Raw genomic sequence first — 22,740 nt, forward strand, 5'->3', positions numbered from 1 at the left:
CTTACTGCTCCTTGGACAACCACTGCCGGGCAGGCGGGGAAAAACTTGATCACCAAATCAAGTTTTTGCAGAACCCAGCGCGGGAAATCATCAGATTTCCCGTGATGTGTTCTGCGTACCCGACTGTCCGGCAGTGGGTGTCCTAGGAGCAGTTTGCAGCGCGGGTGCATATCGCAGCGGCATATACAGCCCCAGTACCTCCCCGGCATCCCTGTCATTAAGCGTCCCCGTCCGCGCCGAGACTAAAGCTCGTCGCTATATCCCGATTTAAAAATTGAAAAATCATCTGGTTTGTGAGATAATTACCTGAATGAAGTTTATGATTCTTATAGTAGGGCTACATTGAGTGAGGGTGAGACGATGGAACTGATTCAAGAGATTTATGAGTATCTTCAACTGGGAAAGGCTAAAAAGGTAAAGGCCTTAGTGCAGGAGGCTTTGGCAGAAAATTTGGATCCGAAGGTGATTTTGGATGAAGGGCTTTTGGCAGCAATGATGGATCTTGGGCTGAAGTTCAAAAACAATGAAGTGTTTGTTGCTGAGGTGCTGGTTGCGGCTAATGCTATGCATGCAGGGATGAATGTACTTGAACCAAGGCTGTCGGCCGTGGGGGCAGAGCCTGTTGGCAGGGCTGTTGTGGGAACCGTCCAGGGAGATTTGCATGATATTGGTAAAAATCTGGTAATTATGATGCTTAAAGGGGCTGGTATTGAAACTTATGATCTGGGAGTCGATGTGGAGACAGCGGCGTTTATAGATAAAGCAGAAGAAACGGGGGCTGATATTATTTGTATGTCCGCTCTGCTTACTACGACTATGATCAGGATGGAAGAGTGTACGGCGGAACTTCAGAAGCGGGGCCTGCGTGAAAAATATATACTGATGGTAGGAGGCGCACCTGTTACAGAGTCCTTTGCAGAAAAAATCGGTGCTGATTATTATACACCAGATGCAATGAATGCAGCAGAAGTGGCCAGAAAAGCAGTTTTTAAGAAAAAGAAAGGACAGCATTAGCAGTGCTGCCTTTTCTTTTAATCCGGTGCTTATTCCAGAATTTTTTTATTTTTCTGCATTTCCTTTGCTCGGTATTTTATCTTGTTTTTATACATATCATCGTCCGCCTGTTTGAGCGTTGTGTCTATTTCTTTTCCTATTATCATATCAGAAGCATCCCATCCAATGGAAAGAGTGAATGGATACTCACAGCTACTGTTCATCGTTTCAATTTCTTTTTCCAGCTGTGCAGCATAGTCTGGCAGTTCAGGGAAAGGAGCCTGGATGAAAGCAACAAACTCATCGCCGCCGATGCGAAAGACTCTTCCATGATCCTGAAAGACCTTTGAAATACAAGCGGCGGCCTGTTTCAGTATGATATCTCCTGCTTTGTGGCCGTAAGTGTCATTTGTGACTTTCAGATTATTCAGGTCAAAGACATAAAATACCCCGGGATAAGGCAAGGCACGGCTCCGCAGCTCACTCATAAATTCTTCAAATGCAAGCCTGCTCTCAACTTTCGTTAGAATATCGGTGTAGGCCAGTCTTTTTAGTATTTTATGTTCCGTATAATCATTAACAAAATTCAGCATGGCTTTTGAGCTTACATAGATCATGACAGCAATAAATATGATAAACCCATAGCGGTAGAAACGGCTGTTATCTGCCTGGGGATTCAGATAAAACTGTATCAGCGACAGTACTGCCGAGAAAATCAGCAGGATCAGAGAGATCAACAAAGGCCTTGCAAATTGGGATGCATTGCCCCGAAGCCTGCGTATAAGGAATACAAGCAGCACAATGACATTGAGTACGATCAGACTGTGTGTAATTACAAGCATGCTGACAAGGCTGACATTTCCAAATAAGTATAAAACACCCTGAACCATTACATTCAATAACAGAAGGCATTTCATACGTTCCAGTACCCTGCGGTTGTCCAGACAAAGCGTGCTGGTGATGGAGAGCATAGGCAGTGGAAGCGCCATAAAGCAGAAAAAAGAAACAACACAGGCCGCAACGGTATTCCCCCAGAATAGCTGGGGAAGTTGTGAGTCAGTAAAGATCCATAAAACTGAAAGCAGTGTAAGGAGAGAAAGCTCGCCAAACACGGAGTAATTGAAATCCAGTTTTCGGCACTTCTGCCATAGAAAAACAATAAACAGGCAAAGGCTCGCAATAAGCATAAGAGACAGGCTGACAATCAGCTCGGTATGCGAATATAGGTAATTCGTGACATAGGAGCTGCCTGTACCGACCATAATTGTTTTGATCCCCATACTGAGATACGAATGCGGCTGAAATACCTCTACGGAAACGGTTTGTCCGGAGTAGTCCCTGTCCAGTGGTATCTGGCAGATAAAGTGTCCCGTCATATCAGCGGGCAAATCAATGGAATCTGCAGAGTAGTTGTAGAGGCAGGTACCATCAATATAGACTTTTATGTAATTGAAATTATTTTCGATAAACAGATAATCTTTGTCAGTCAGTTCGGGCAGTTCCCGGTGGATTGTGACGGGGGTATCACTTTTAAGGCGCCAGGAATCAAGCTCAGGAATATCGCTTTTTACTCCGGAACTGTCAAGCGTATACCAGCCTTCTGACAAACGGGTTGGCTGGCTTGGGATAAAACGGCTGTCAGGCAGATTCTCTATGTGCATGGTGCTGTAGATCACATATAAAAAAACCAACAGCGCAAGTAGTAACATGATTTTATATAGACAATGTAATTTACAGGCTGTTTTTTTATTCATAAGGTATCCTTTCTTTAGAAAAGAATATAATTAATTTATTATACCATAAACACAAAAACAGCGAAAGAGTTTGTGTGTCTGGTGAGGAATGTAAAAGTTTGAAAAGTTTTAGTTGAAATTATTTGAGAATGGAGTATAATGATTCTTGTAAAACCTGGAAAGGGGAGCTTGCACATAGCAGGCTGAGAGTAAGCTGTATTGCTTAGACCCGTAACCTGATTTGGATAATGCCAACGTAGGGATAAAATGAACTGCATTTTATGCGGATATACCTTATTTTGGTGTATCCGCATTTTTACATTTAAATAACGATACACAGGAGGTAGGTACCATGATGAAGGAATGCTTTGACAGAGTAAGAGAGCAGACACCACTTGTCCATAATATTACCAATTATGTGACAGTGAATGATGTGGCGAATATCCTGCTTGCATGCGGCGGCAGTCCGATTATGTCAGATGAGCCGGAGGATGTGGTGGATATTACATCTATCTGCGGAGGGCTCAACATTAATATCGGGACGCTGAACCAGAGAAGTATCCGCAGTATGTTTCTGGCAGGACAGCGGGCAAATGAGCTGGGGCACACGGTGCTTCTGGATCCCGTGGGGGCAGGAGCGAGCGGGCTTCGGACCAGCACGGCAAAGGAACTGATGGAAAAGGTAAAGTTTGATGTGATCCGCGGAAATATTTCTGAGATTAAGACGCTGGCTCAGGGGAGCGGTACGACAAAGGGCGTGGATGCCGATGTGGCAGATACCGTTACGGAGGATAATCTGGAGCAGGCAATCGCATTTGTAAAAGATTTTTCTAAGAGCTGCGGCAGCATTACTGCAGTAACAGGAGCAATTGATCTGGTCAGCGATGGCGATACATGCTATGTTATCCGCAACGGAAGATCTGAGATGGGGAAAATTACTGGTACCGGGTGCCAGCTGTCGGGTATGATGACCGCATTTGTTACGGCGAATCCGGATCATAAGCTGGAGGCGGCTGCGGCTGCGGTCTGCGCCATGGGACTTGCGGGAGAGACCGGATTTGCGCGGATGCAGAGCGGGGATGGAAATTCCACATTCAGAAACCGGATTATTGACGCCGTTTATAACATGACAGGCGAAGAACTGGAACGAGGTGCAAAATATGAAGTGCAGTAAAGAAGAACTACTGCTCTATGCAGTGACAGACAGAAGCTGGCTGGGAGATTCAACGTTATATAAGCAGGTGGAGGAAGCACTGGAGGGAGGCGCCACTTTTATCCAGCTGCGGGAAAAGAACCTGGAGACAGAGGTGTTTATGGAGGAAGCCAGAGAGATCAAAGAACTCTGTAAAAGGTATCGGGTTCCTTTTGTAATCAATGACAGTGTGGAGATTGCCCTGGACGTGGATGCGGACGGGGTACATGTAGGCCAGAGCGATATGGAAGCGGGAGATGTGCGCAGAAGGCTGGGAGAAGACAAGATCATCGGTGTATCCGCCCAGACGGTAGAGCAGGCGCTTTTGGCGCAGGAACATGGGGCTGATTATCTGGGAGTCGGCGCTGTCTTTCCGACCGGATCCAAGGCGGACGCAACAGAGGTCGATATGGATACAGTTAAGGCTATCTGCAGGGCCGTAGATATCCCGGTCATAGCAATCGGCGGCATCGGTGCGGGCAATGTTATGGAGCTTGCAGGCAGCGGTATTTGTGGAATCGCTGTGATCAGTGCACTCTTTGCACAGCCGGATATTAAGGCGGCGGCACGGGATCTGAAAGCGCTGACAAAAAAGATGGTAAATGTATCCCCGGAGGAATCCCGTAATACGTGTCCTGCGGGCGGAACTGCGGTTTCACCACAGAATAAGGTATACCCAGGGGCATCCCGTAACACATGCCCTGCGGGCGGATCTGCGGTTTCACCGCAGAATAAGGTGTGAGGCCGATACATGGGGCAGTTTTTGATGTAGACGGAACGCTGCTGGATTCCATGGAAATCTGGGAGAATCTCAGCGAGAGATATCTGGAATCCCTGGGCGTGAAAGCGGAGCCTGGACTGAGCCGGATCCTGAATACAATGAGCACAAGGCAGGGGACGGAATATCTGATTGAACATTATGGGCTGAAGCTGGATTTACAGCAGGCCATAGCGGGAATTAACAAAATGCTGTACGGTTTCTACAGCTGTGAAGCCCCTCTCAAGGAGGGGGTCCGGGAATGCCTGGAAGAGCTGAAAAGCCGGAAGATCCCCATGATCGTTGCGACATCCGGGGATCGGGAAAATGTAGAGGCGGCATTCGCAAGGCATGGGATTCTGCCCTATTTCCAGGAAATTCTGACTTGCTCGGAGATGAATACAGATAAGACGAGTCCGGATATTTTTATGGAAGCGGCACGCAGGATGCAGGCCGCCCCTGAAGACGTCCTGGTTTTCGAAGATGCCCTGCACGCTTTGGAAACGGCAGGAAAAGCAGGATTTCAAACTGCTGCCGTCTACGATAGATACAGCGCCGGGCAGGAAACGGAAATCAGAGTAACTGCCGATTATTATTTGCATTCATTTCTGGAGTTAAGCCAGATTATGAGTAACTGGTATGAATCATAATAAAGGAAAAGAAATCATAAGTAACTCAAAAGGTATATATAAATTAGAATAAAATACAGGCAGCCAAAAACAGGCTGCAGGCAATTAAAACAGAGCATACTCTGGCAAACAGAGCTCAGCGGCAGGCTGGGGGCACCACTTTCTGCCGCTCTATAAAATTAATGCAGACATGAAGAAAGGAAACAGAGATTATGAGAACAGCATTAACAATCGCTGGAAGTGATTCCAGCGGAGGCGCCGGCATCCAGGCAGATATTAAGACGATGACAGCAAATGGCGTATACGCCATGAGTGCAATTACCGCTCTTACCGCTCAGAATACGACCGGCGTAACAGGAATTATGGAAGTAACACCAGAATTTTTAAAGGAGCAGATGGACCGTATCTTTACAGATATCCGGCCGGATGCAGTGAAGATTGGAATGGTATCTTCTTCCCTGCTGATTGAGGCGATTGCAGACAGGCTGACACAGTACCAGGCAGAACATATTGTTCTGGATCCGGTTATGGTAGCTACGAGCGGTTCCAGACTGATCAGCGAGGACGCTGTGCAGACACTCAAAGAAAAGCTGATCCCTCTGGCAGAGGTGATTACTCCTAACATACCGGAGGCAGAGGTTCTGTCCGGCATGCAGATTCTGTCTGAGGAGGACATGGAAAAAGCTGCCGCAGCGATCAGCAGCAAATACCGGTGTGCAGTGCTTTTAAAGGGCGGACACGAGTTAAATGATGCAAATGATTTGTTATACAGCGGTGACGGATCACGATGGTTTTACGGGAAACGGATCGATAATCCCAATACACACGGTACCGGCTGCACACTTTCCAGCGCCATTGCGTCCAATTTGGCAAAAGGATTTCTGATGGAACAGGCAGTGGAACGCGCAAAAGAATATATATCCGGGGCACTGGGAGCAATGCTGGATCTGGGTCAGGGCAGCGGTCCGATGAACCACGGATTTGCGATTGAGGGCTGCTTTACAGAAGAAGCGTCTGATTCAGAAAAGGAGGTGTGCTGATCATGAAAACAAAACGTACATCGATTTTTGAAAACGGGCTGATCTGGTTCGGAGCAGGAGTATCCATTGCAGAGATTCTGACGGGAACCTACCTGGCTCCGCTGGGATTTTCCAAAGGGCTGCTGGCAATTGTGCTGGGCCATGTGATTGGCTGTACCATGCTGTTCCTGGCAGGACTGATCGGTGCAAAGACGAGAAAGAGCGCTATGGAAACGGTTAAGATGAGTTTTGGGCAGAAGGGCAGTCTTTTGTTCTCCATACTGAATGTACTGCAGCTGGTGGGCTGGACGTCCATTATGATATATGACGGTGCTCTGGCGGCCAATGGCGTTATGAAGACCGGTGCCTGGGTATGGTGCCTTGTCATAGGAGCACTTATTATCCTGTGGATTGCCATCGGGATAACCAACCTAGGTAAAATAAATACAGTGGCAATGACGGCCCTGTTCATTCTGACATTGATTTTGTGCAAGGTGATATTCTTCGGCGGAGGAACACCTGGCATGATAAGTCCGGAGGGGATGACCTTTGGAGCCGCGGTGGAACTTTCCGTAGCCATGCCGTTATCGTGGCTGCCATTGATCAGTGACTATACCCGTGAGGCGGAAAAACCAGTTAAAGCCACCGCAGTCAGCGCAATTGTCTACGGCATTGTGAGCTGCTGGATGTATGCCATAGGTATGGGGGCTGCTATCTTTACAGGAGAAGGAAATATTGCCTCCATTATGGTGAAGGCAGGACTGGGAATCGCAGGGCTTTTGATTATCATCTTCTCCACTGTAACAACAACGTTTTTGGATGCATATTCCGCGGGTGTTTCCAGCGAATCTATTATTAAAGGAATCAGCGGAAAACAGGTGGGAATTGTGGTGACTATCGTTGGAACCGTAGCAGCGATCGCATTCCCAATGGATGATATTACAGATTTCCTTTATCTGATCGGTTCTGTATTCGCTCCAATGATTGCCATTCAGATAGCAGATTTCTTCCTGCTGAAAAAGGACGAGAGCAAAAAAGCTGCGAATGTGCCTAATCTGGTCATATGGGTTATTGGATTCCTTACATACAGAGGGCTGATGCATGTCGATATGGCTGTAGGCAACACGCTCCCGGATATGCTGATAACGATTGTAATCTGCTTTGCAGTCCGGAAGGTTGCACTAATGAGGAAAAACACCTATAATATAAATAGCGAAAATCCGTAGTAAACTGCGGAAAAAAGAAATGACCGGCAGTCTGGAAACAGGCTGCCGGTTAAAATATAATGAGGTGAAAAAATGAGGATAAGTGCAGCATGTATTCAATGTATGGTGGATAAGCAGTCGGAAAACATTAAGGATTTTGAGGATGAGCAGATAAAATCAGCATATCTGAAGGAAGTCCTGCGGATTATTGGAAACAGCAGGGAAGAAGACACGACTCCCGTTCTGTCGGAATCCGTGCAGAAGGCGTATGAAAAATACTTTGGAGAAACGATGGATTACGGTCCGATCAAGCATTCCTTCAACCAGAAGATGCTGCTGGCTGAGGCCGCCATCAGAAAAGAAATTGAAGGGGCCGAAAACCCTCTTTCCTGTGCCCTCTCATTTGCAAGAACGGGGAATTACATAGATTTTGGCGCCCTGCGGGAGGTCAAAGACTCTGTTCTGGACATGCTTGTGAGCGAAGCAGGAAAAAAACAGGTGGACGAGGAAACTCTGAAACGCTTCGTAAAAGATCTGGAAAAGGGTGGAAGTCTGGTATATCTGACCGACAACTGCGGCGAGATCGTACTGGATAAGCTACTGATGGAATTTCTGAAGAATCAGTACCCTAATCTTCAGATCACCGCTATTGTGAGAGGTGAGGCAGTACTCAATGACGCCACTTATGAAGACGCCAAAGAAACCGGCCTGACAGAAGTGGTGCCTGTAATAGGCAACGGAACCGGGATTGCGGGGACATCTCTTAGGGATATCAGCCAGGAGGCCTCCCGGCTGATTCACAGTGCAGACGTGATTATATCCAAAGGCCAGGGGAATTTTGAGTCTCTTCATGGATGCGGCCTGAATATCTATTATCTCTTTCTGTGCAAATGCGATTGGTTTGTTAAACGTTTCCAGATGGAGAAAAACGGAGGAATCTTCATTCACGAGAGTACGCTCGGGTCGGACGGAATATATATCGTAAGGCAGAAGTAAAAGAACCTTTGATCCAACCATAAGGAAGGAGATGAGAAAGCGGAATAGATCCAAAATCTGGTAAGCCTTCCTAAACTGCAAAAAGAGGAAAATGAGGGATGGCCCCATTTTCCTCTTTTTGCAGTTCAGGAAGGCTTCCTTCCCCGGTCGCGTTTCCTGCGGCGCATTTGCTTCGCTCTGCGCCCCTTTTCAGAAAAAGCGCCCTTTTAGTCGTATTTTTCCATCCACTCATTCAGGAGTGTACAGTACTTCTCATTCTCTTCCACAAAGCACATATGTCTGCATCCGTCAAACAGTTCCCAGCGTGAGTTCGGGATCAGATCATACATTGTTTTAGCTACAAGCGGTGTACAAAGATCATTTGTACCGCTGATAATCAGTGCAGGTTCTTTTATATCCCCGATCTTGTCACGGTATTCCCATCCGCCCAGGCTGCCTGTCGGATTGTATTCATTCGGTCCCCAGCCTGCTACATAAGCCTCTGTTCCGGATTTTTTCGGACGGCGCAGGCATTCCGGTGAATCTTCTGTTACTGCACCGGCACAGTGAAGCAGCATAAATCTGTCATTCGCGGCCAGATAAGCGGGATCATCAAAATTGCCGGTCTCTTCAGCCTTTGCGATGGCGTCCTGATCCTCCTGTGACATGAATCTGATCATGCGGTGCTGTTCATGAGCCCACAGCTCAGCTGCAGGAAGTGTACTGGAAAGAATAACAGACTTCACACCCTGTGGTTTGTAATCACAGAGATATTCGATAGCAAGCATTCCCCCCCAGGATTGTCCAAGCAGATGCACTTCATCCAGACCGAGATGCTTTCTCAGTTCAATCAGCTCGTTGTCCCATGTCTCGGAGCACCATAACTCCGGATGACCGTCTACATAAGAATTACCGCAGCCAATCTGATCGTAGGAGATGATTGCACGCCCTTCTTCTGCAAGCCTGTCCAGTACTTCAAAATAGTTGTGTGTGGATCCGGGTCCGCCGTGCATTAAAACAAGTGGCTTCTTGTTACCTTCACATTCCCCAACGATGCGGTAATAAGTTTTGTACCCCAGATATGGCATATAACCTTCAATGACTTTCATATAAGTACCTCCTTGCCGGTTTACGGCTTTTTTAAATACGTTTCAATTATAACAGACTTGGCAGGGACTTTCAATTCATGGTTTATAAGATTTTTTGCAGGGGGCCGCCTGCGGCTTCCACTCCGTCCGGCGTCCTCCCCCCCTATGCAACCTCAAATTTACATCATTTTCTTCAAATGCTACATCAATTTGCTTGTGTTTACATGGTACCCATCCTATAATTTGAACAGGATAAAACAGCGGCAGCTGATCCGGTCTTGTCGATACTTAATCATTGTTACAGAAAATCAGAAAGGCAGGGGAACAGAATGAGTTTTGAGGAAAATTTACAATTTTATAGAAGGAAGAGAAAAATCACCCAGGAACAGATGGCGGAGGAACTGGGGGGATCCAGGCAGACGATTTCAAAGTGGGAGGCAGGAGTTTCCCGTAGTTAAAGATACCACACTCAATATAACAAACCCACGCTTATACAGTATCAGCTATAATAAAATGAAAGGACAGCACTAAATACAATAGGAGTAAATAATACAATGATGTCAGAAAATAGTTTTGTGGAGTATTCCAATACAGAGGTGGAGAATGATAACCGTTCAAAAATAGTTTGGGGAGGGGTTTTGGAGACTGAAGGGAGCACTTGCTTTTAGTGTTTATTTGTGTTATGATATATAAAATGAATAAGAAAAGAACCGTCTTTAAGAAGGGCTTTTAGTATTACACTGTGTGGTGTTGTATGAAGAAGTCCTTCTTTTTTTATAACCCATAGGGGCAACAGTCCTATGCATGAATGTGTAGGTTTGCACAAATAAAAATACATTTCAGGAGGAAGAACAAATGAATGATATTATTACAGTAAACAAGAGGGACTTTACAGTCAAAGCAAAACAGTTAAGACGCTCCGGTATTGTTCCGGGAAGTGTTTTCGGAGGTTCACTGCCGGATTCCATCTCCCTTCAAATGGATGAGGGAATTGCACGCAGATTGATCCGTTACAAACGAGAAGGAAGCAAATTAAAGCTTGACCTTGACAGACAACTTATTCCGGTGCAGATTAAGGAAAAAACAATAAACACACTGAACAATGAAATCCTTCACATTAGTTTCCAAGCTCTAAAGGCGGATCTAAAAGTCAACAGTGTCATCCATATTATTCTGAAAAACACAGAAAAAATTACAGAGTCGCTGGAAGGTATGCTATTAGAAATTCCTTACGCTGCTTTCCCCGAAGATATGATTGACACCATCACAATTGATGTTGACGGAATGGCGGTAGGCACTGTTATCACTGTCGCTGATATTCCGGAACTGATGAGTGAGAAAATTGACTTGCAGGTCGAAAAGGAAGAAATCGTTCTGCGAATTAGCGATAAAAAGCACTCTGCCGTGAAGGCTACAGCGCAAGAAGAACAATAATTGTAACTTCTTGAATTTGATATAGCAGTATTGCATAAAGAGCTTGGACTATCTCACTGTTATAGGTGCAGATATTACAGGCTTTTTTTAATTCAAAATTAGGAGGAGAAAAATGCAAACACAGTTACTTGGGCAACCGGTTAAGCATATATCGTTAGGAAAAGGAATCATAACTGAAATTTCCGCTAAAGTTGTTACAATACACTTTTCGCAAGGGGAAAAGAAGTTCTTATATCCACAAGCGTTTTCAAAGTTTTTAACATTGAGAGATACGGAAAAACAGAAGGAAATCAATGCTAAATACAATAAGATGCTACGGGACGAGGAAGAGGCTCAAAAAAGGGTATCAGAAGAACAGGAGAGACTTCATCAGCTTCGAACCATGAAAATCATCCCCAATTCTCAAGCGGTTTTTAATGTTGCTTTTAATGAGGCTCAGAGTATTATTGAGTGCAGCACTATTTCAACAGGATGTTATCTGAGTGGTCATTCAAAAGGTGAACCGAGAATTCCTAAAAAAATAAATCCGAATTCAGTATGTTTGCTAACAGGATTACCTGAAAGCAAAGAAGAAAAGGCTAGATATATTCTTGGAGCATTTATGGTAGGGGATAATTTTTGGGGCAAACATTGTAGAAACGGAATTGTAAACGGACATGAGAAGCATAGAGTCTGCTTGCCGTCCGATGTTCGGTTGCCCTATTGGAATTATTTTGAACATAGTGAAACATTTCCTCGTTGGGGAAATGTCCCGTTCAAATATTTTGCAAACAGTACAATGCAGAAAATTTTACTGAATATGATTGATTTGTTAGTTGATACAGAACAGGAATTAGCGGTAAAAGAGTTCTATCAATATTTTTGCGAAATCAATCGCTTACCCATTGAACAATCAAAGATAGGGGAAAAACTATGAGATGGATAACAGATTTTTTGACCGGTTCGTCACCCTATGTTTATTTTTTTATTTTCTTTGGCAAATTAGTGGAGGTGGCGTTGGCTTCTTTGCGCTCGCAATTGATTCACAAAGGTCAGCGCCTTCCCGGTGCTTTAATTGCATTATTTAATACACTTTTTGGTTATGTATTACGGCTTCTGCATTAGCGGATTTTGACGATGATCCGTTAAAAATTGTTGTTCTTGTATGTGCCTTTGCAATGGGAAATGTGTTGGATTCTGTCATTGAAGAAAAAATAGCGCTGGGTTATTGTACGATTACCGGAATATTTATAGAAAAAACGGTAGCTCTGAATGCCGCCGATCCTGATGTTGTGGCTACAATACAGACTATGTAGCAAGTGAAAAGTGCCACTATTTCAAATACAATGAAATATATCTCGTTAACATAAGAAGCAGGAGGAAAATTACTTTTGAATATTCATGAGGTTATAGAAAATATTGACTTGTTACTACAAGAAGTTACTTTATTTTCCGTTATTGTACGGCTTGGTTTATCTGTTTTGATAGGTGGAATTCTCGGAACAGAGCGTGGGCTTAGAAATCGCCCCGCCGGATTTATGACATATGTATTAGTATGTATGGGCTCAACATTAATCATGCTGACAAATCAGTACATAGCTACTATAAATCCTGATACCGATCCAACGCGTTTTGGAGCACAAGTAGTTAGTGGAATCGGCTTTTTAGGTGCAGGTACAATTATCGTTACAAGGAAGGATGAAATACGAGGGTTAACAACTGCTTCCGTACTTTGGGTTGCTGCCGGACTGGGATTAGCTGTAGGAGTTGGATTTTATACCGGAGCTATTGTTGGCTGTCTTTTTTCTGTTTTTGCACTCATAAGTCTAAAGAAAATTGATATTTACATAAAGCGGCACGCCAAAAGTATGGAAATTTATCTGGAATACAGTGCGGAGTTCTCTATGCGCACTTTATCTGAGTTTACAGAAAAACAAGGATATGAGTTGTTTGATATGCAGCGAGGTAATGTGAAAAGTCTAAAGAAAGAGTTGGGAACACTTATTTTTTCTCTTGATCTTTTTAAGAGAACAAACCACCAAGAAGTATTAGAACGCCTCCATTCGATAGAAGGCGTGGAATATGTCAGAGAAATTGCCTAACATAAAATTCCCAGAAAGGAAACAGAAATGTCTGTAGAAATACAAAGTATATCCACAAAAGTTAATATGGTGGAAGATTCAGAGGAAATGGATACTGTAAAACATTATTTAAAGCAGGCGGGGAAGGCAAAATTGCTTAATAAAAAGGATGAATACGCATTAGCGGTGCGTGCTAAGCAAGGCGATGATGAGGCTAAAAACAAACTACACGGACATCTATTTCCCCAGCAAGGGTGTCCACATTGCCATCAATGACAATGTGGACACCATCAACGGAGAAAGCGAGCTTGCCCCGTTCTTAAACATCCTGAATGAAATGCCACGCCCGTCATACCAGCAAAAAGGTCAAGGCAGCCATGCACACAAGGTTTGCCAACGGCGCACACTACGGAGCCTATGCACCGCTGGGCTATGTGAATGCAGCAGGAGCGGTTCAGTAAAAAGCACCCTTTTATCCGGCCATTTTATCCGGAGGAAGTACAGGAAAGTTTCGAGCGGCGTTTTCCAATTCTGATTGCTTCCGGCATCGGTATTATACTGGCCGGAGTGGTTTTCCAGATGATGAGCAGCAAACTTCCTGTGCCGTCCGGATATACAGCAGACCTTTATATGCCGGTATTTATTCTAATAGCCGCGGTTGGCCTGTGCATCATATTATATGCGGGAATCCAAAAGGAGAAATATGACCTTGAGGGTTATAACCGAAAGAATAATAAGAGCAGGAACAACCAGAAAGCAGCTGCCAAAATCGGATTGTGGTGCGGATGCATCATGATGGCTGCAGCGGCGATATTTCTGGCTGCCGGTCTTGGGTTTGACATGTGGGCAAAATGCTGGGTTGTTTTCCCGATCGGCGGCATTCTGTGCGGAATCGCAGTGCTGATTATCCAGGGAACTACAAAGGACGATTAGGAAATACATTGCATAGTAGATGGATATGCAAAAAAGTAGTTTTTATAATACTGCCGTCTGCAGAAAAATGCAAGCTGCCAAACAAGGTCCGCCAACGGCGCGTCCCTTCTATTCAAAAAAATTTTCCCCGTCCCGTAATAAGTTTGAAATATGTGAGGGGTATGATTGGTTTGTAAGGAGCAATACTTCTTTACGCAGCAAGCAATTTGAAACTATAATAAGAGAAAGGAGAGAATAATTATGAAGGAAAAATGGAGCAGGTATAAGGTTGCACTGATGGCTGCGGGGCTTGTGATCTGTATGACAGCGGCGCTTGGGGCTGGAATTGGCTGGTCTAATGCCAAGGCGGAAAAAGATGTGGTGAAGGCGGCATCGAAAGAAGTTGAGGAGGATTTGGAGAAGGATTTGCAGGAGGGTGAAGTCATTTATACACCCGGCTGGAAGGATACGGATTTGTATCGCGACCATGTAGACGATGTGGAGCTTGGAAAGCAGACCTGTGAAAAGTTTGGCAAGGATTTCGATACGCTGACTATGGGCGAGGTTACGCGGGATATGACGAACTATGAGGAAGCACTCTGGCTTCTGAAGAATATAGGCGACTGTCCGTTGTATGCTAAACATGCAGAGGAAAAGGCGGACGGAACGACAGAGTGGTCGCTTGAAGCTTATATTGGGGATATTTATGCATTTTCCGGCGCTGAAAAAGTAATAGAGCAGTACTGCCGTGAAAAAAGCATCAACGGAGACACGGCGGTTGTCTCAAATCTTACCGAAGAGGATCTGATTGAGATTGGAATCCGGGCTTATAATACATCGGACCACCCCAAATAAGATATCTGCCTGCATGGTACTATAAATACGTAATGAGAAGAGGGACATCTATGGCAGATATTTTAATTGTTGAAGATGATAAAAGTATTAATGAATTAATCAGGCGTACGGTCCGGATGACCGGGCACCGGGGGCTTCCTGTCCATGATGGACGGGAGGCCTTAAAGGCCGTGGAACAGAAAGTGCCGGATCTGATTCTGCTGGATATGAACCTGCCGGATATCAGCGGATTTGAACTTTTGAAGCAGTGGAAACAAATCCCGGTGATATGCGTGACTGCCCGGGGGGAGATCGGGGACAGGGTGAGAGGGCTCAATGGAGGCGCGGATGATTATATTGTAAAACCATTTGCCGTGGAGGAGCTTGTGGCCAGGATTCAGGCGGCAATGAGACGTCAGAATAAGGAGCAGACACTTTATCAGCTGGGCAGTGTGGAAGTGGATACGTCGCAGGCTGTGGTCAGGAAAGAAGGGATTCCTGTGGAGCTGACTACAAGAGAATATGAACTCCTGAAGGTGCTCCTGGAGAATAAAAATATTGCCCTGTCCAGGGACAGGCTTCTGGATCTGGCCTGGGGGATGGATTACTGTGGTGATGACAGAACTGTGGACGTGCATATCCGGCGTCTGCGGCAGAAACTGGGACTGGAAGAATACATCAGGACCATATTCAAATACGGTTATCGATTGGAGATATAGCATGCAGTTGTGGAAGAAAAACTTTCTGGTTACATTTATGATGTTTCTATTTATTATATACGGAAGTCTGCTGATTCTCCACGGCCTGCTCTACAGAAATGAGCTGGAGCAGTGGATGTCGCGTGCTGTCTCGCTGGAGAAGGGAGTTGCATCCTTTTTGCTGGGAATCCAGACTGGCGAAGAGTCAGCGCCGGAGGTTAATCTACCATTAGCATTTCGGGGCTATATGTCCCAGGGGGTGAAAATCAGAGTGGTACAGGACGGGAGAAGCAAAGTAGACTTTCTGCCGATTGATCCGCCCAATGAGGAATATGTGCAGATAATCAAAGTTCATGGAACTCCCTATGTTCTGATTCAGAAAAGTCTGGAAAATGCAGGGTCGGTCATAAAGCTTGCGTATATGGAGAGCATGGCACCTTTGCAGCAGTATCAGCAGAGGCGTGCTTTTCTTATGGCAGGGATCGGGGTGCTTCTGTCCGCGGTTGTGGGGGGGATGCTTTACTTTACGATGAAACGGATCAACCGTCCGGTCAGCCGGATTGCCCACGAACTGAGGACCCCCCTCACCGGAATCCAGGGCTATGCGCAGTATCTTATGCTGGGTAATCTCAGTGGGGAGGATCGTTTTTTTGCCGCACAGCAGATTGAGGAAAGCGCCCGGGAAATGAATGATATAGTGGAAAAGCTGCTGATCATGGGCGGTGTGCGGGAAGGAAAGGTTCTGATGCAGAAGATAGACCTGCCCCGCATGTTGAGTGAGATTCAGAACATGTATCCATATATCGAGGTGAAGTGCACGCGGGATATCCTTCAGGGCGACAGAACTCTGGTGCGGTGTATGCTGGAAAATCTGATCCAGAATGCGGCTGCAGGGGGAGGTCAGGTGAGAGTCAGTGCAGATGAGTATCGGATTACCGTGTGGAATGACGGGCAGGCAGTCAGCGGTAAGAAATTGAAATGGATGAACAGAAGCCAGGGAACCCCGGCGGTCTATACGGACAGGCATGGGTTTGGAATCAGTCTCTGCCATGACATTGCCGGCGTACATGGCTGGAAACTGTTCTACAGATCCTCTGAGGAGGAAGGTACCACAGCAGAGGTGCTTATGTAGCGGAGCAGTTCCCTGAGATATAGATTTTTCCTATGCCTATCTATAAAAAATGCATATTACGTGATACCTTTCTTTTCATGTTATACTCCATTCATAGCAAGAGGGAAAGGATAATCAACCATGAAAACAACAGAAATCTTTAAAAATCACACCGTATTGTCTTTTGAAGTTTTTCCGCCGAAACGCACGGGTTCAGTGGAAACCATATACAGCACTCTGGGGGAACTTGAAAAGCTGCATCCGGATTTTATCAGTGTCACATATGGGGCGGGAGGAAGCGAGAACTGCAAGGCAACTCTCGAGATTGCGTCAGCAGTGAAGAACGATTACCATATTGAGAGTGTGGCGCATCTGCCATGTGTTGGCCTGAGCAGAGCGGATGTCCTGTCACAGATCAGTCTTTTTGGGAAAGCAGGGATAGAAAATATCCTGGCGCTCCGGGGCGATATTCCGCAGGGAGGAGAATGTGGCAGTGATTTCCGATATGCCAGTGAACTGATCGCTTTTATCCGGGAACGCTGTGATTTTAACATTATTGCAGCCTGTTATCCGGAAGGGCACACGGAATCAAAAAGTATAGTAGAAGACATCCGTAATCTGAAAACCAAAGTGGATGCCGGTGCGGATCAGCTGATTACCCAGCTGTTTTTTGATAATAACTATTTCTACAGATTCAGGGAAAGATGCTCCCTTGCCGGAATCCATGTGCCAATCGAGGCGGGGATCATGCCGGTTGTCAACAAAAAGCAGATTGAGCGCATGGTATCGCTGTGTGGTGTACATCTGCCACGCAAGTTTACCGCAATGATGGAGCGCTACGAACATAATCCGGAGGCAATGCGCGATGCGGGTATCGCCTATGCGGCAGACCAGATCATAGATCTGACGGCACAGGGGGTTGACGGGATTCATTTGTATACAATGAATAACCCATATATAGCGGCAAAGATATATGAAGCGGTACACAGGGTGATTGCTGCATAGGCTTAAGATATGGTTATTACTGCAAAACGGTGTATCCATACTCCTCGATCAGTTTTTTCAATTCAGTGATGTATTTTTTAGCAGCAGCGCCAAGCGGCGCCTTTTTATTAGTAATCAGGCCAACCCTCATGACTTCGTTAGTTTTTAATTTGACGGAGACAATATTATCACCATTCAGGTCACTGTTCAGTACGCCGGTACAGATAGTATAGCCGTTGAGTCCAATCAGCAGGTTAAACAGGGTTGCCCTGTCGCTCACATGGATGATCTTCCGGTGTGGTTCTGTACTGAGAATTTCTTCTGAAAAGTAGAAGGAATTGTAGGCACCCTGTTCAAATGTCAGAAAAGGATAGGACTCCAGATCCTCCAGTGTGACTTTGCCCGCTCCGGCAAGCGGGTGGGCGGCGCTTATAAATACATGAGGGCGGGCATGAAAAAGCGGCGTAAATTCCAACTGATTTTCCTGGAGGAGTTTCTGCAGCACCTTTTCATTGAAATCACTGAAATAAAGGACGCCCACCTCACTTCTGTAATTAGCCACATCCTCGATAATCTCATAAGTTCTCGTCTCGCGCAGCGTAAATTCATATTCCTCTGCATCCAGAGAAGCAATCAGATTGACAAAAGCATTGACCGCAAAGGCATAATGCTGGGTGGACACCGAGCAGATCTGCCTGGCTGGTTTTTTGTCTGTGTATCTTAGCTCCATCAGTTCCGTCTGTTCGATAATCTGCCGTGCATAGGAAAGAAACTCTGTGCCGTCTGCGGACAAAGAAATCCCTCTGGGGGTGCGGTAAAAAATCTCAATCCCATATTCCTGCTCCAGCTCCTTTACGGCCGCGGAAAGGCTGGGCTGTGAAATAAAAAGCTGCCGGGCAGCCTCCGTAATCGAGCCGCATTCTACGATCTTAATTATGTATTTTAACTGTTGGATTGTCATAATATCACCTCACATAAAAATCATTCTAAAACAAAACAGCGGTAAATACAAGTGAAGGATATCTGCGTGGACTGCCGCAGCTGCCTCAGGTCATGCCAAGTCACTCTTGACTTTTGCGGAATGGAGGTGTAATATTATGAAATCCTACAAATGTAAGAATAAGGAGGCGGCATGAACAGAAGAAGAGCGGCTGCTATTTTTATTATGGCAATTCTGGCCCTTACCGTTATTATGCTGGTCAGGAAAGCAGGGACGGCGGATAGGGAGCCGGATTCTGCGGACGACGGCACAATAGATGTAAATATGCTCCGTCCGGATGAGCGGGAAAGCACAGAGAATACGGAACCGGTTATGATTTCAATAGATGAAGAAGAAAAGATCAGGATTCGTGAGATGATTCTGGAGGCAGTGGAGGGCTGCAGAGATATTTACCAGAGCGCGGATAAGGGCACGGCCGATAATGTAGTGCTGAAAGAGGAGGACATGCACCGGCTGGTGAACTGTCTTGCAGATCAGGGGTATACTTCGGCCTGCAGTGCCAATGACTTTAATATGCGTAATGAGGAAGTGCTGGATGATGTACTCAGACAGGCGGAGCAGGGAGGAACTGTGTCAGCGGGATTTTTTACAGTTACGAAAAGCGGAACTTTTGAGTGGAGACAGCTGGAATTTGATGACGGGGTACTGGTGATGACCTACGCCTCAGCAGTATGGGAAAAGGGCAGAGAAGCGAATCTCTCCTATATAGAAAAGGTCCGGATGTATGACTGGAGTTATACGGAAAAGGGCTGGCTCATTATGGAGAAGGCAAAGTCTAAAAATCATGAACTGGATATGCACAGTATGTTCCGGGTGCTGCCGCTCTCTGAGGAATGCAGGGAGTACTGCAGAGAATACATCGAACCGGTAAAATATAAAGGAAATAATCTTTTCCTGACGGAATGGAGCGAGGAGTCTATGGAGCCGATTGTGTTTAACGATGTATTTGATTTCCTGTATGAAATCGATTATGGGCATCCGTACGATGACATTCAGAGTCCGGGGAAGGTACCAGCAGCTCTGTATGAAGCCGTGATCACATCCTGGTTTCCGATCTCGGCGGACAGGCTGGAGCAGATGCCGGGTTATAACGGGGAAGAAAACAGCTATGACTGGGCGGCCGTGGGGTATTGGAATATCTCACATCATTTTCAGCAGCAGCCGGAGGTTGTGGAGGTCAGGCATAACCCGGACGGTACGGTAACACTGGAGGTGGATGCGGTGTATGTCCTGGAGGGACAGGACAAAGCGTTTACACATGAAGTGACGATGAGGCCTGATGAAAATGGGCATATGAAGTATGTGAGTAATCATATTCTGGAGGACGGGAAAGAACATATTTCCGATTACAAACCAAGAATGGACTATAAGTAAAGGGTGAAAATGAGGGCGAGTTGCAAATTGAAAGTTCTGCTAATGTGGGTTCTGTAGAAATGGGGAGTTGCAGACCGTCAGGACAGATATATACAGTGGCATATAAAAAGGAGCGGGTGCTATGAAGAAGAAAGGGGTAAGAGGACGCCGCATGACCGGCCTGATCGTCCTGACAGGAGTCATACTTTTCCTATCAGGCTGTCAGGGCTGGAAAGGTGCAGACAGAAAGGATAGTCAGGAACTGAAGGAGCAGCACACGGCGGACAGACATGATACGGACGAAAAACCAGAAGGGTTAAAGGCGCTGGAAAATGAAGAGATTCTTCGGGAGGCAGAAAAAATCGCCGGCCTCTATGAAGAAATCTACAGGGAAGCGTTAATTGGAGGAACACTGAACAGCCTGGAAACGAAGGAGAAGATATTAAAAAGGCTTGGAGAAGGCGGATATTCTGCCGTGGATTGGGAAAATCAGCTGGACATGCACAATTTTGAGTCTATGAAAGATTTCTGTATCCGAGCAGCACAGGGGCAGTCGGGAAATACAGTCCTGCTGCGTCTTCTGAATGACGGCGGACTGATCTGGTACAGCCTGGAGTCCAGGGAAAAGGAGATGAAGATAGACCGGTATGCCGTATCCTGGGAAGGCGATACCCCTGCAGCATCTTTCCTGGATACATTTACGGCCTATGTATGGAGCTATACTGTGAAAGGTTATTTCCTGTTTGAAAAGTACCAGCAACCGGGGTATGACGGCGCAACCGGACATCATGCGGTGCGGGTGGAACCTCTGAACCGGGAATGCCGGGAACTAAACAGAAAGTATATACTGCCGGTCGGCTATGAGGATAACAATTTGTTTTTGACAGACTGGTCAGAAAATGACTATGGTGAACTGAGTTTTGAAGATATGTATGAGATGCTTTACCAGGTTAAATATGGCAGACGGGTCGAGGTGGATAATAGTGAAATACATGCATCACAGCAGGAATTCGCAGAGATGATACAGACCAGGTTCCAGGTGGATGAAGCAGAATTGCAGAGTCAGACCGTTTATGATAAGGCCGCAGGGATTTACAGGTGGAAAGCGCGTGGAATGGGGGACTTTCCTTCCTGTATACTGCCATATCCGGAAGTGACTTCGTATAAGGAAAACGGGGACGGTACTCTAACTTTGACCGTTGAGGCAGTCTGGGAAGACGAAAATACGGATTGTGCCTTTACACATGAGGTGACTGTACGTCCGGCAGGAAAAGCGGATTTTCAGTACGTATCGAATCAAATCATTCACGACGCAGACCAGAAAGTCCCTCCTTATATAAAAAGGACCGGAAAATAATATAATACAGGCAATAATCGGGATTTATGTCCTTGTGATTCTGGCCCGGATTTTGTATAATAATCTGTATATGTAAAATACAGATATGGATTGGCGGACAGGAGTCCGGCAAAGAAAGTGAGGAAGTAATGAAGGTATTGAATTTAGGTTCTTTAAATCTGGATTACGTTTATTCGGTCGATCATATGGTTGTACCCGGCGAGACACTGAGTTCTTACGGGATGGAGACATTCTGCGGCGGCAAGGGACTCAATCAGTCCATTGCGCTTGCCAAAGCAGGAGCCAAAGTATATCACGCCGGGCTGGTAGGAGACGGCGGGGAGATTCTGATAGATACCTGCAGAGAAGCCGGAGTGCATACTGAATTTATCCAAAAAACGGAGGGCCCGTGCGGTCACACGATCATCCAGGTAGACAAAAACGGACAGAACTGTATCCTCCTGTACGGCGGATCAAACCAGAAGATGACAAAAGAGTACATAGATATGGTTCTCGGACATTTTGACAAAGGGGATATCTTATTACTGCAGAACGAAGTCAATCTGGTGGACTACATGATCGAACAGGCACATGCGAAGCAGATGATGATCATCCTGAATCCTTCCCCTTATAACAGCGCCCTGGATTCCTGCGACTACTCCAAGGTTTCAATGTTCCTAATGAACGAAATAGAAGGTGCCCAGGTAACCCAAAAACAGGAACCGGAAGAGATCCTGCAGGAGCTGAGAAGGCTGTATCCCACAGTAAAAACCGTACTCACCCTCGGGGGAGACGGCGCAGTCTACCAGGACCAGGAAACAATCTGCCGTCAGGGAATCTACCCCGTAAAAGCAGTAGACACCACGGCAGCAGGCGACACCTTCACCGGATACTTCATCACATCCATCATCGAACAAATGCCGCCTGACGAGGGGCTGAAACTGGCCGCAAAAGCATCCTCAATCGCAGTATCAAGAGCTGGGGCAGCAGCATCCATCCCATCACGCACAGAGGTGGCTTTATAGGTGAGAGGGGGCGTTTTGGATGGGGGACGCCTGTCTGTAACGGGACACCGGCGGCAGCCAGGCTGTGTGTATCAAGGCGGAAGTGACTCCTCTTACCCGGGAGGTGCTATACGGGGGAGGCGGATGGAGTTGAGTATGCGGATCTATTTTGCAGGCGGTAGGTGAAAGAGATTTTCGGTCGCTGGCTCGATCCGATATATTCTGACAGCAATCTCCTTCCAAAACGTCCAGGCTTTTTAATACACATCCGCCGCTCCCCCGAAAGAAGTCCCTCCCGACAGGGAGTCTCTTTTATCCCAACCGATTGGATGCGTCCAGCTAAGTGAAAGACGGGCCTGGTTTCCGGGCAGGGGAGAGGTATGCCATTTCAAAGTCCATAGAGCGCGCTTAGAATCCGTTAGA

Annotated in this window: 25 protein-coding genes, 1 pseudogene and 1 riboswitch; of the genes and pseudogenes, 23 read left to right on the forward strand and 3 right to left on the reverse strand. The window is 46.1% G+C overall.

The features are described 5' to 3' along the window. Nucleotides 1–360: 360 nt before the first annotated feature. The gene (locus HMPREF0240_RS09880) at nt 361–1,014 is read left to right on the forward strand and encodes a corrinoid protein (protein WP_035312892.1); all 654 of its coding nucleotides are present in this window, start codon (nt 361–363) and stop codon (nt 1,012–1,014) included. Between the two features lie 29 nt (nt 1,015–1,043). Here HMPREF0240_RS09880 and HMPREF0240_RS09885 read toward each other — a convergent pair whose 3' ends face one another. Then, complete coding sequence (locus HMPREF0240_RS09885; protein WP_009003302.1) at nt 1,044–2,747, reverse strand: GGDEF domain-containing protein; 1,704 nt, start codon at nt 2,745–2,747, stop codon at nt 1,044–1,046. A gap of 150 nt (nt 2,748–2,897) precedes the next feature. Then, nucleotides 2,898–3,006, forward strand: a riboswitch (TPP riboswitch). A 72-nt stretch (nt 3,007–3,078) separates the two neighbouring features. On the opposite strand from HMPREF0240_RS09885, the gene thiM reads away from it, so the two are divergent. The 6 genes from thiM (at nt 3,079) to HMPREF0240_RS09915 (ending at nt 8,524) form a co-directional block, all read left to right on the forward strand. After that, a complete protein-coding gene (thiM, locus tag HMPREF0240_RS09890; protein WP_009003303.1) occupies nt 3,079–3,900 on the forward strand; it encodes a hydroxyethylthiazole kinase in 822 nt (273 codons plus the stop codon). Next, nucleotides 3,887–4,660: a thiamine phosphate synthase gene (gene thiE, locus HMPREF0240_RS09895; RefSeq protein WP_009003304.1), complete on the forward strand. Its 774-nt coding sequence runs from the start codon at nt 3,887–3,889 to the stop codon at nt 4,658–4,660. Before thiM ends, thiE begins: the two co-directional genes overlap by 14 nt. Beyond that, nucleotides 4,657–5,325 (forward strand): HAD family phosphatase, encoded by a 669-nt coding sequence (locus HMPREF0240_RS09900; protein WP_009003305.1) that lies wholly within the window; start codon nt 4,657–4,659, stop codon nt 5,323–5,325. Before thiE ends, HMPREF0240_RS09900 begins: the two co-directional genes overlap by 4 nt. Nucleotides 5,326–5,516: 191 nt before the next feature. Beyond that, on the forward strand, nt 5,517–6,344 hold the full coding sequence (thiD, locus tag HMPREF0240_RS09905) for a bifunctional hydroxymethylpyrimidine kinase/phosphomethylpyrimidine kinase (protein ID WP_009003306.1): 828 nt from the start codon (nt 5,517–5,519) through the stop codon (nt 6,342–6,344). 2 nt (nt 6,345–6,346) lie between these two features. After that, nucleotides 6,347–7,549 (forward strand): putative hydroxymethylpyrimidine transporter CytX, encoded by a 1,203-nt coding sequence (cytX, locus tag HMPREF0240_RS09910; protein ID WP_009003307.1) that lies wholly within the window; start codon nt 6,347–6,349, stop codon nt 7,547–7,549. A 72-nt stretch (nt 7,550–7,621) separates the two neighbouring features. Beyond that, a complete protein-coding gene (locus HMPREF0240_RS09915; RefSeq protein ID WP_009003308.1) occupies nt 7,622–8,524 on the forward strand; it encodes an ARMT1-like domain-containing protein in 903 nt (300 codons plus the stop codon). 206 nt (nt 8,525–8,730) lie between these two features. Here the strand turns inward: HMPREF0240_RS09915 and pepI are convergent, their stop codons facing one another. Further along, the gene (pepI, locus tag HMPREF0240_RS09920; protein ID WP_009003309.1) at nt 8,731–9,612 is read right to left on the reverse strand and encodes a proline iminopeptidase; all 882 of its coding nucleotides are present in this window, start codon (nt 9,610–9,612) and stop codon (nt 8,731–8,733) included. A 308-nt stretch (nt 9,613–9,920) separates the two neighbouring features. On the opposite strand from pepI, the gene HMPREF0240_RS09925 reads away from it, so the two are divergent. From HMPREF0240_RS09925 to metF, 13 genes and pseudogenes are all read left to right on the forward strand, one after another. Then, a complete protein-coding gene (locus tag HMPREF0240_RS09925) occupies nt 9,921–10,049 on the forward strand; it encodes a helix-turn-helix transcriptional regulator (RefSeq protein WP_035312894.1) in 129 nt (42 codons plus the stop codon). A 397-nt stretch (nt 10,050–10,446) separates the two neighbouring features. Further along, nucleotides 10,447–11,025 (forward strand): 50S ribosomal protein L25/general stress protein Ctc, encoded by a 579-nt coding sequence (locus HMPREF0240_RS09930; RefSeq protein ID WP_009003310.1) that lies wholly within the window; start codon nt 10,447–10,449, stop codon nt 11,023–11,025. A gap of 112 nt (nt 11,026–11,137) precedes the next feature. Next, nucleotides 11,138–11,941 carry a hypothetical protein gene (locus HMPREF0240_RS09935; RefSeq protein ID WP_009003311.1) on the forward strand — a complete coding sequence of 268 codons (804 nt, stop codon included), beginning with the start codon at nt 11,138–11,140 and terminating at the stop codon, nt 11,939–11,941. Then, nucleotides 11,938–12,129 (forward strand): hypothetical protein, encoded by a 192-nt coding sequence (locus tag HMPREF0240_RS09940; RefSeq protein WP_035312895.1) that lies wholly within the window; start codon nt 11,938–11,940, stop codon nt 12,127–12,129. Before HMPREF0240_RS09935 ends, HMPREF0240_RS09940 begins: the two co-directional genes overlap by 4 nt. A gap of 53 nt (nt 12,130–12,182) precedes the next feature. Continuing rightward, complete coding sequence (locus HMPREF0240_RS24305) at nt 12,183–12,320, forward strand: hypothetical protein (RefSeq protein WP_157134236.1); 138 nt, start codon at nt 12,183–12,185, stop codon at nt 12,318–12,320. Nucleotides 12,321–12,395: 75 nt separating this feature from the next. Next, nucleotides 12,396–13,106, forward strand: coding sequence for an MgtC/SapB family protein (locus HMPREF0240_RS09945; RefSeq protein ID WP_009003312.1), 711 nt, complete (start codon nt 12,396–12,398; stop codon nt 13,104–13,106). Nucleotides 13,107–13,193: 87 nt separating this feature from the next. Continuing rightward, on the forward strand, nt 13,194–13,361 hold the full coding sequence (locus tag HMPREF0240_RS09950; RefSeq protein WP_242833324.1) for a sigma-70 factor domain-containing protein: 168 nt from the start codon (nt 13,194–13,196) through the stop codon (nt 13,359–13,361). Further along, nucleotides 13,312–13,522: pseudogene (locus HMPREF0240_RS23885) on the forward strand (recombinase); the annotation flags it as partial. The gene HMPREF0240_RS09950 and the pseudogene HMPREF0240_RS23885, both read left to right, overlap by 50 nt. Nucleotide 13,523: 1 nt before the next feature. Then, a complete protein-coding gene (locus tag HMPREF0240_RS09955; RefSeq protein WP_009003314.1) occupies nt 13,524–14,018 on the forward strand; it encodes a hypothetical protein in 495 nt (164 codons plus the stop codon). Nucleotides 14,019–14,258: 240 nt separating this feature from the next. After that, entirely contained in the window at nt 14,259–14,852 is a 594-nt protein-coding gene (locus HMPREF0240_RS09965) for a hypothetical protein (RefSeq protein WP_009003315.1), read from the forward strand. 50 nt (nt 14,853–14,902) lie between these two features. Beyond that, complete coding sequence (locus HMPREF0240_RS09970; protein WP_009003316.1) at nt 14,903–15,550, forward strand: response regulator transcription factor; 648 nt, start codon at nt 14,903–14,905, stop codon at nt 15,548–15,550. 1 nt (nt 15,551) lies between these two features. Beyond that, nucleotides 15,552–16,661: a HAMP domain-containing sensor histidine kinase gene (locus HMPREF0240_RS09975; protein ID WP_009003317.1), complete on the forward strand. Its 1,110-nt coding sequence runs from the start codon at nt 15,552–15,554 to the stop codon at nt 16,659–16,661. 120 nt (nt 16,662–16,781) lie between these two features. Beyond that, a complete protein-coding gene (gene metF, locus HMPREF0240_RS09980; protein WP_009003318.1) occupies nt 16,782–17,645 on the forward strand; it encodes a methylenetetrahydrofolate reductase [NAD(P)H] in 864 nt (287 codons plus the stop codon). A 16-nt stretch (nt 17,646–17,661) separates the two neighbouring features. Here the strand turns inward: metF and HMPREF0240_RS09985 are convergent, their stop codons facing one another. Further along, nucleotides 17,662–18,585, reverse strand: coding sequence for a LysR family transcriptional regulator (locus HMPREF0240_RS09985; protein ID WP_009003319.1), 924 nt, complete (start codon nt 18,583–18,585; stop codon nt 17,662–17,664). 171 nt (nt 18,586–18,756) lie between these two features. On the opposite strand from HMPREF0240_RS09985, the gene HMPREF0240_RS09990 reads away from it, so the two are divergent. The 3 genes from HMPREF0240_RS09990 (at nt 18,757) to HMPREF0240_RS10000 (ending at nt 22,338) form a co-directional block, all read left to right on the forward strand. Continuing rightward, nucleotides 18,757–19,998: a DUF6070 family protein gene (locus HMPREF0240_RS09990; protein WP_035312901.1), complete on the forward strand. Its 1,242-nt coding sequence runs from the start codon at nt 18,757–18,759 to the stop codon at nt 19,996–19,998. 121 nt (nt 19,999–20,119) lie between these two features. Beyond that, nucleotides 20,120–21,334, forward strand: coding sequence for a DUF6070 family protein (locus HMPREF0240_RS09995; RefSeq protein ID WP_009003321.1), 1,215 nt, complete (start codon nt 20,120–20,122; stop codon nt 21,332–21,334). 128 nt (nt 21,335–21,462) lie between these two features. Beyond that, entirely contained in the window at nt 21,463–22,338 is an 876-nt protein-coding gene (locus HMPREF0240_RS10000; RefSeq protein WP_009003322.1) for a ribokinase, read from the forward strand. The last annotated feature ends 402 nt before the right edge of the window (nt 22,339–22,740 follow it).

The sequence above is a fragment of the Clostridium sp. D5 genome, assembly GCF_000190355.1.
Taxonomy (GTDB): Bacteria; Bacillota; Clostridia; order Lachnospirales; family Lachnospiraceae; genus Faecalicatena; species Faecalicatena fissicatena_A.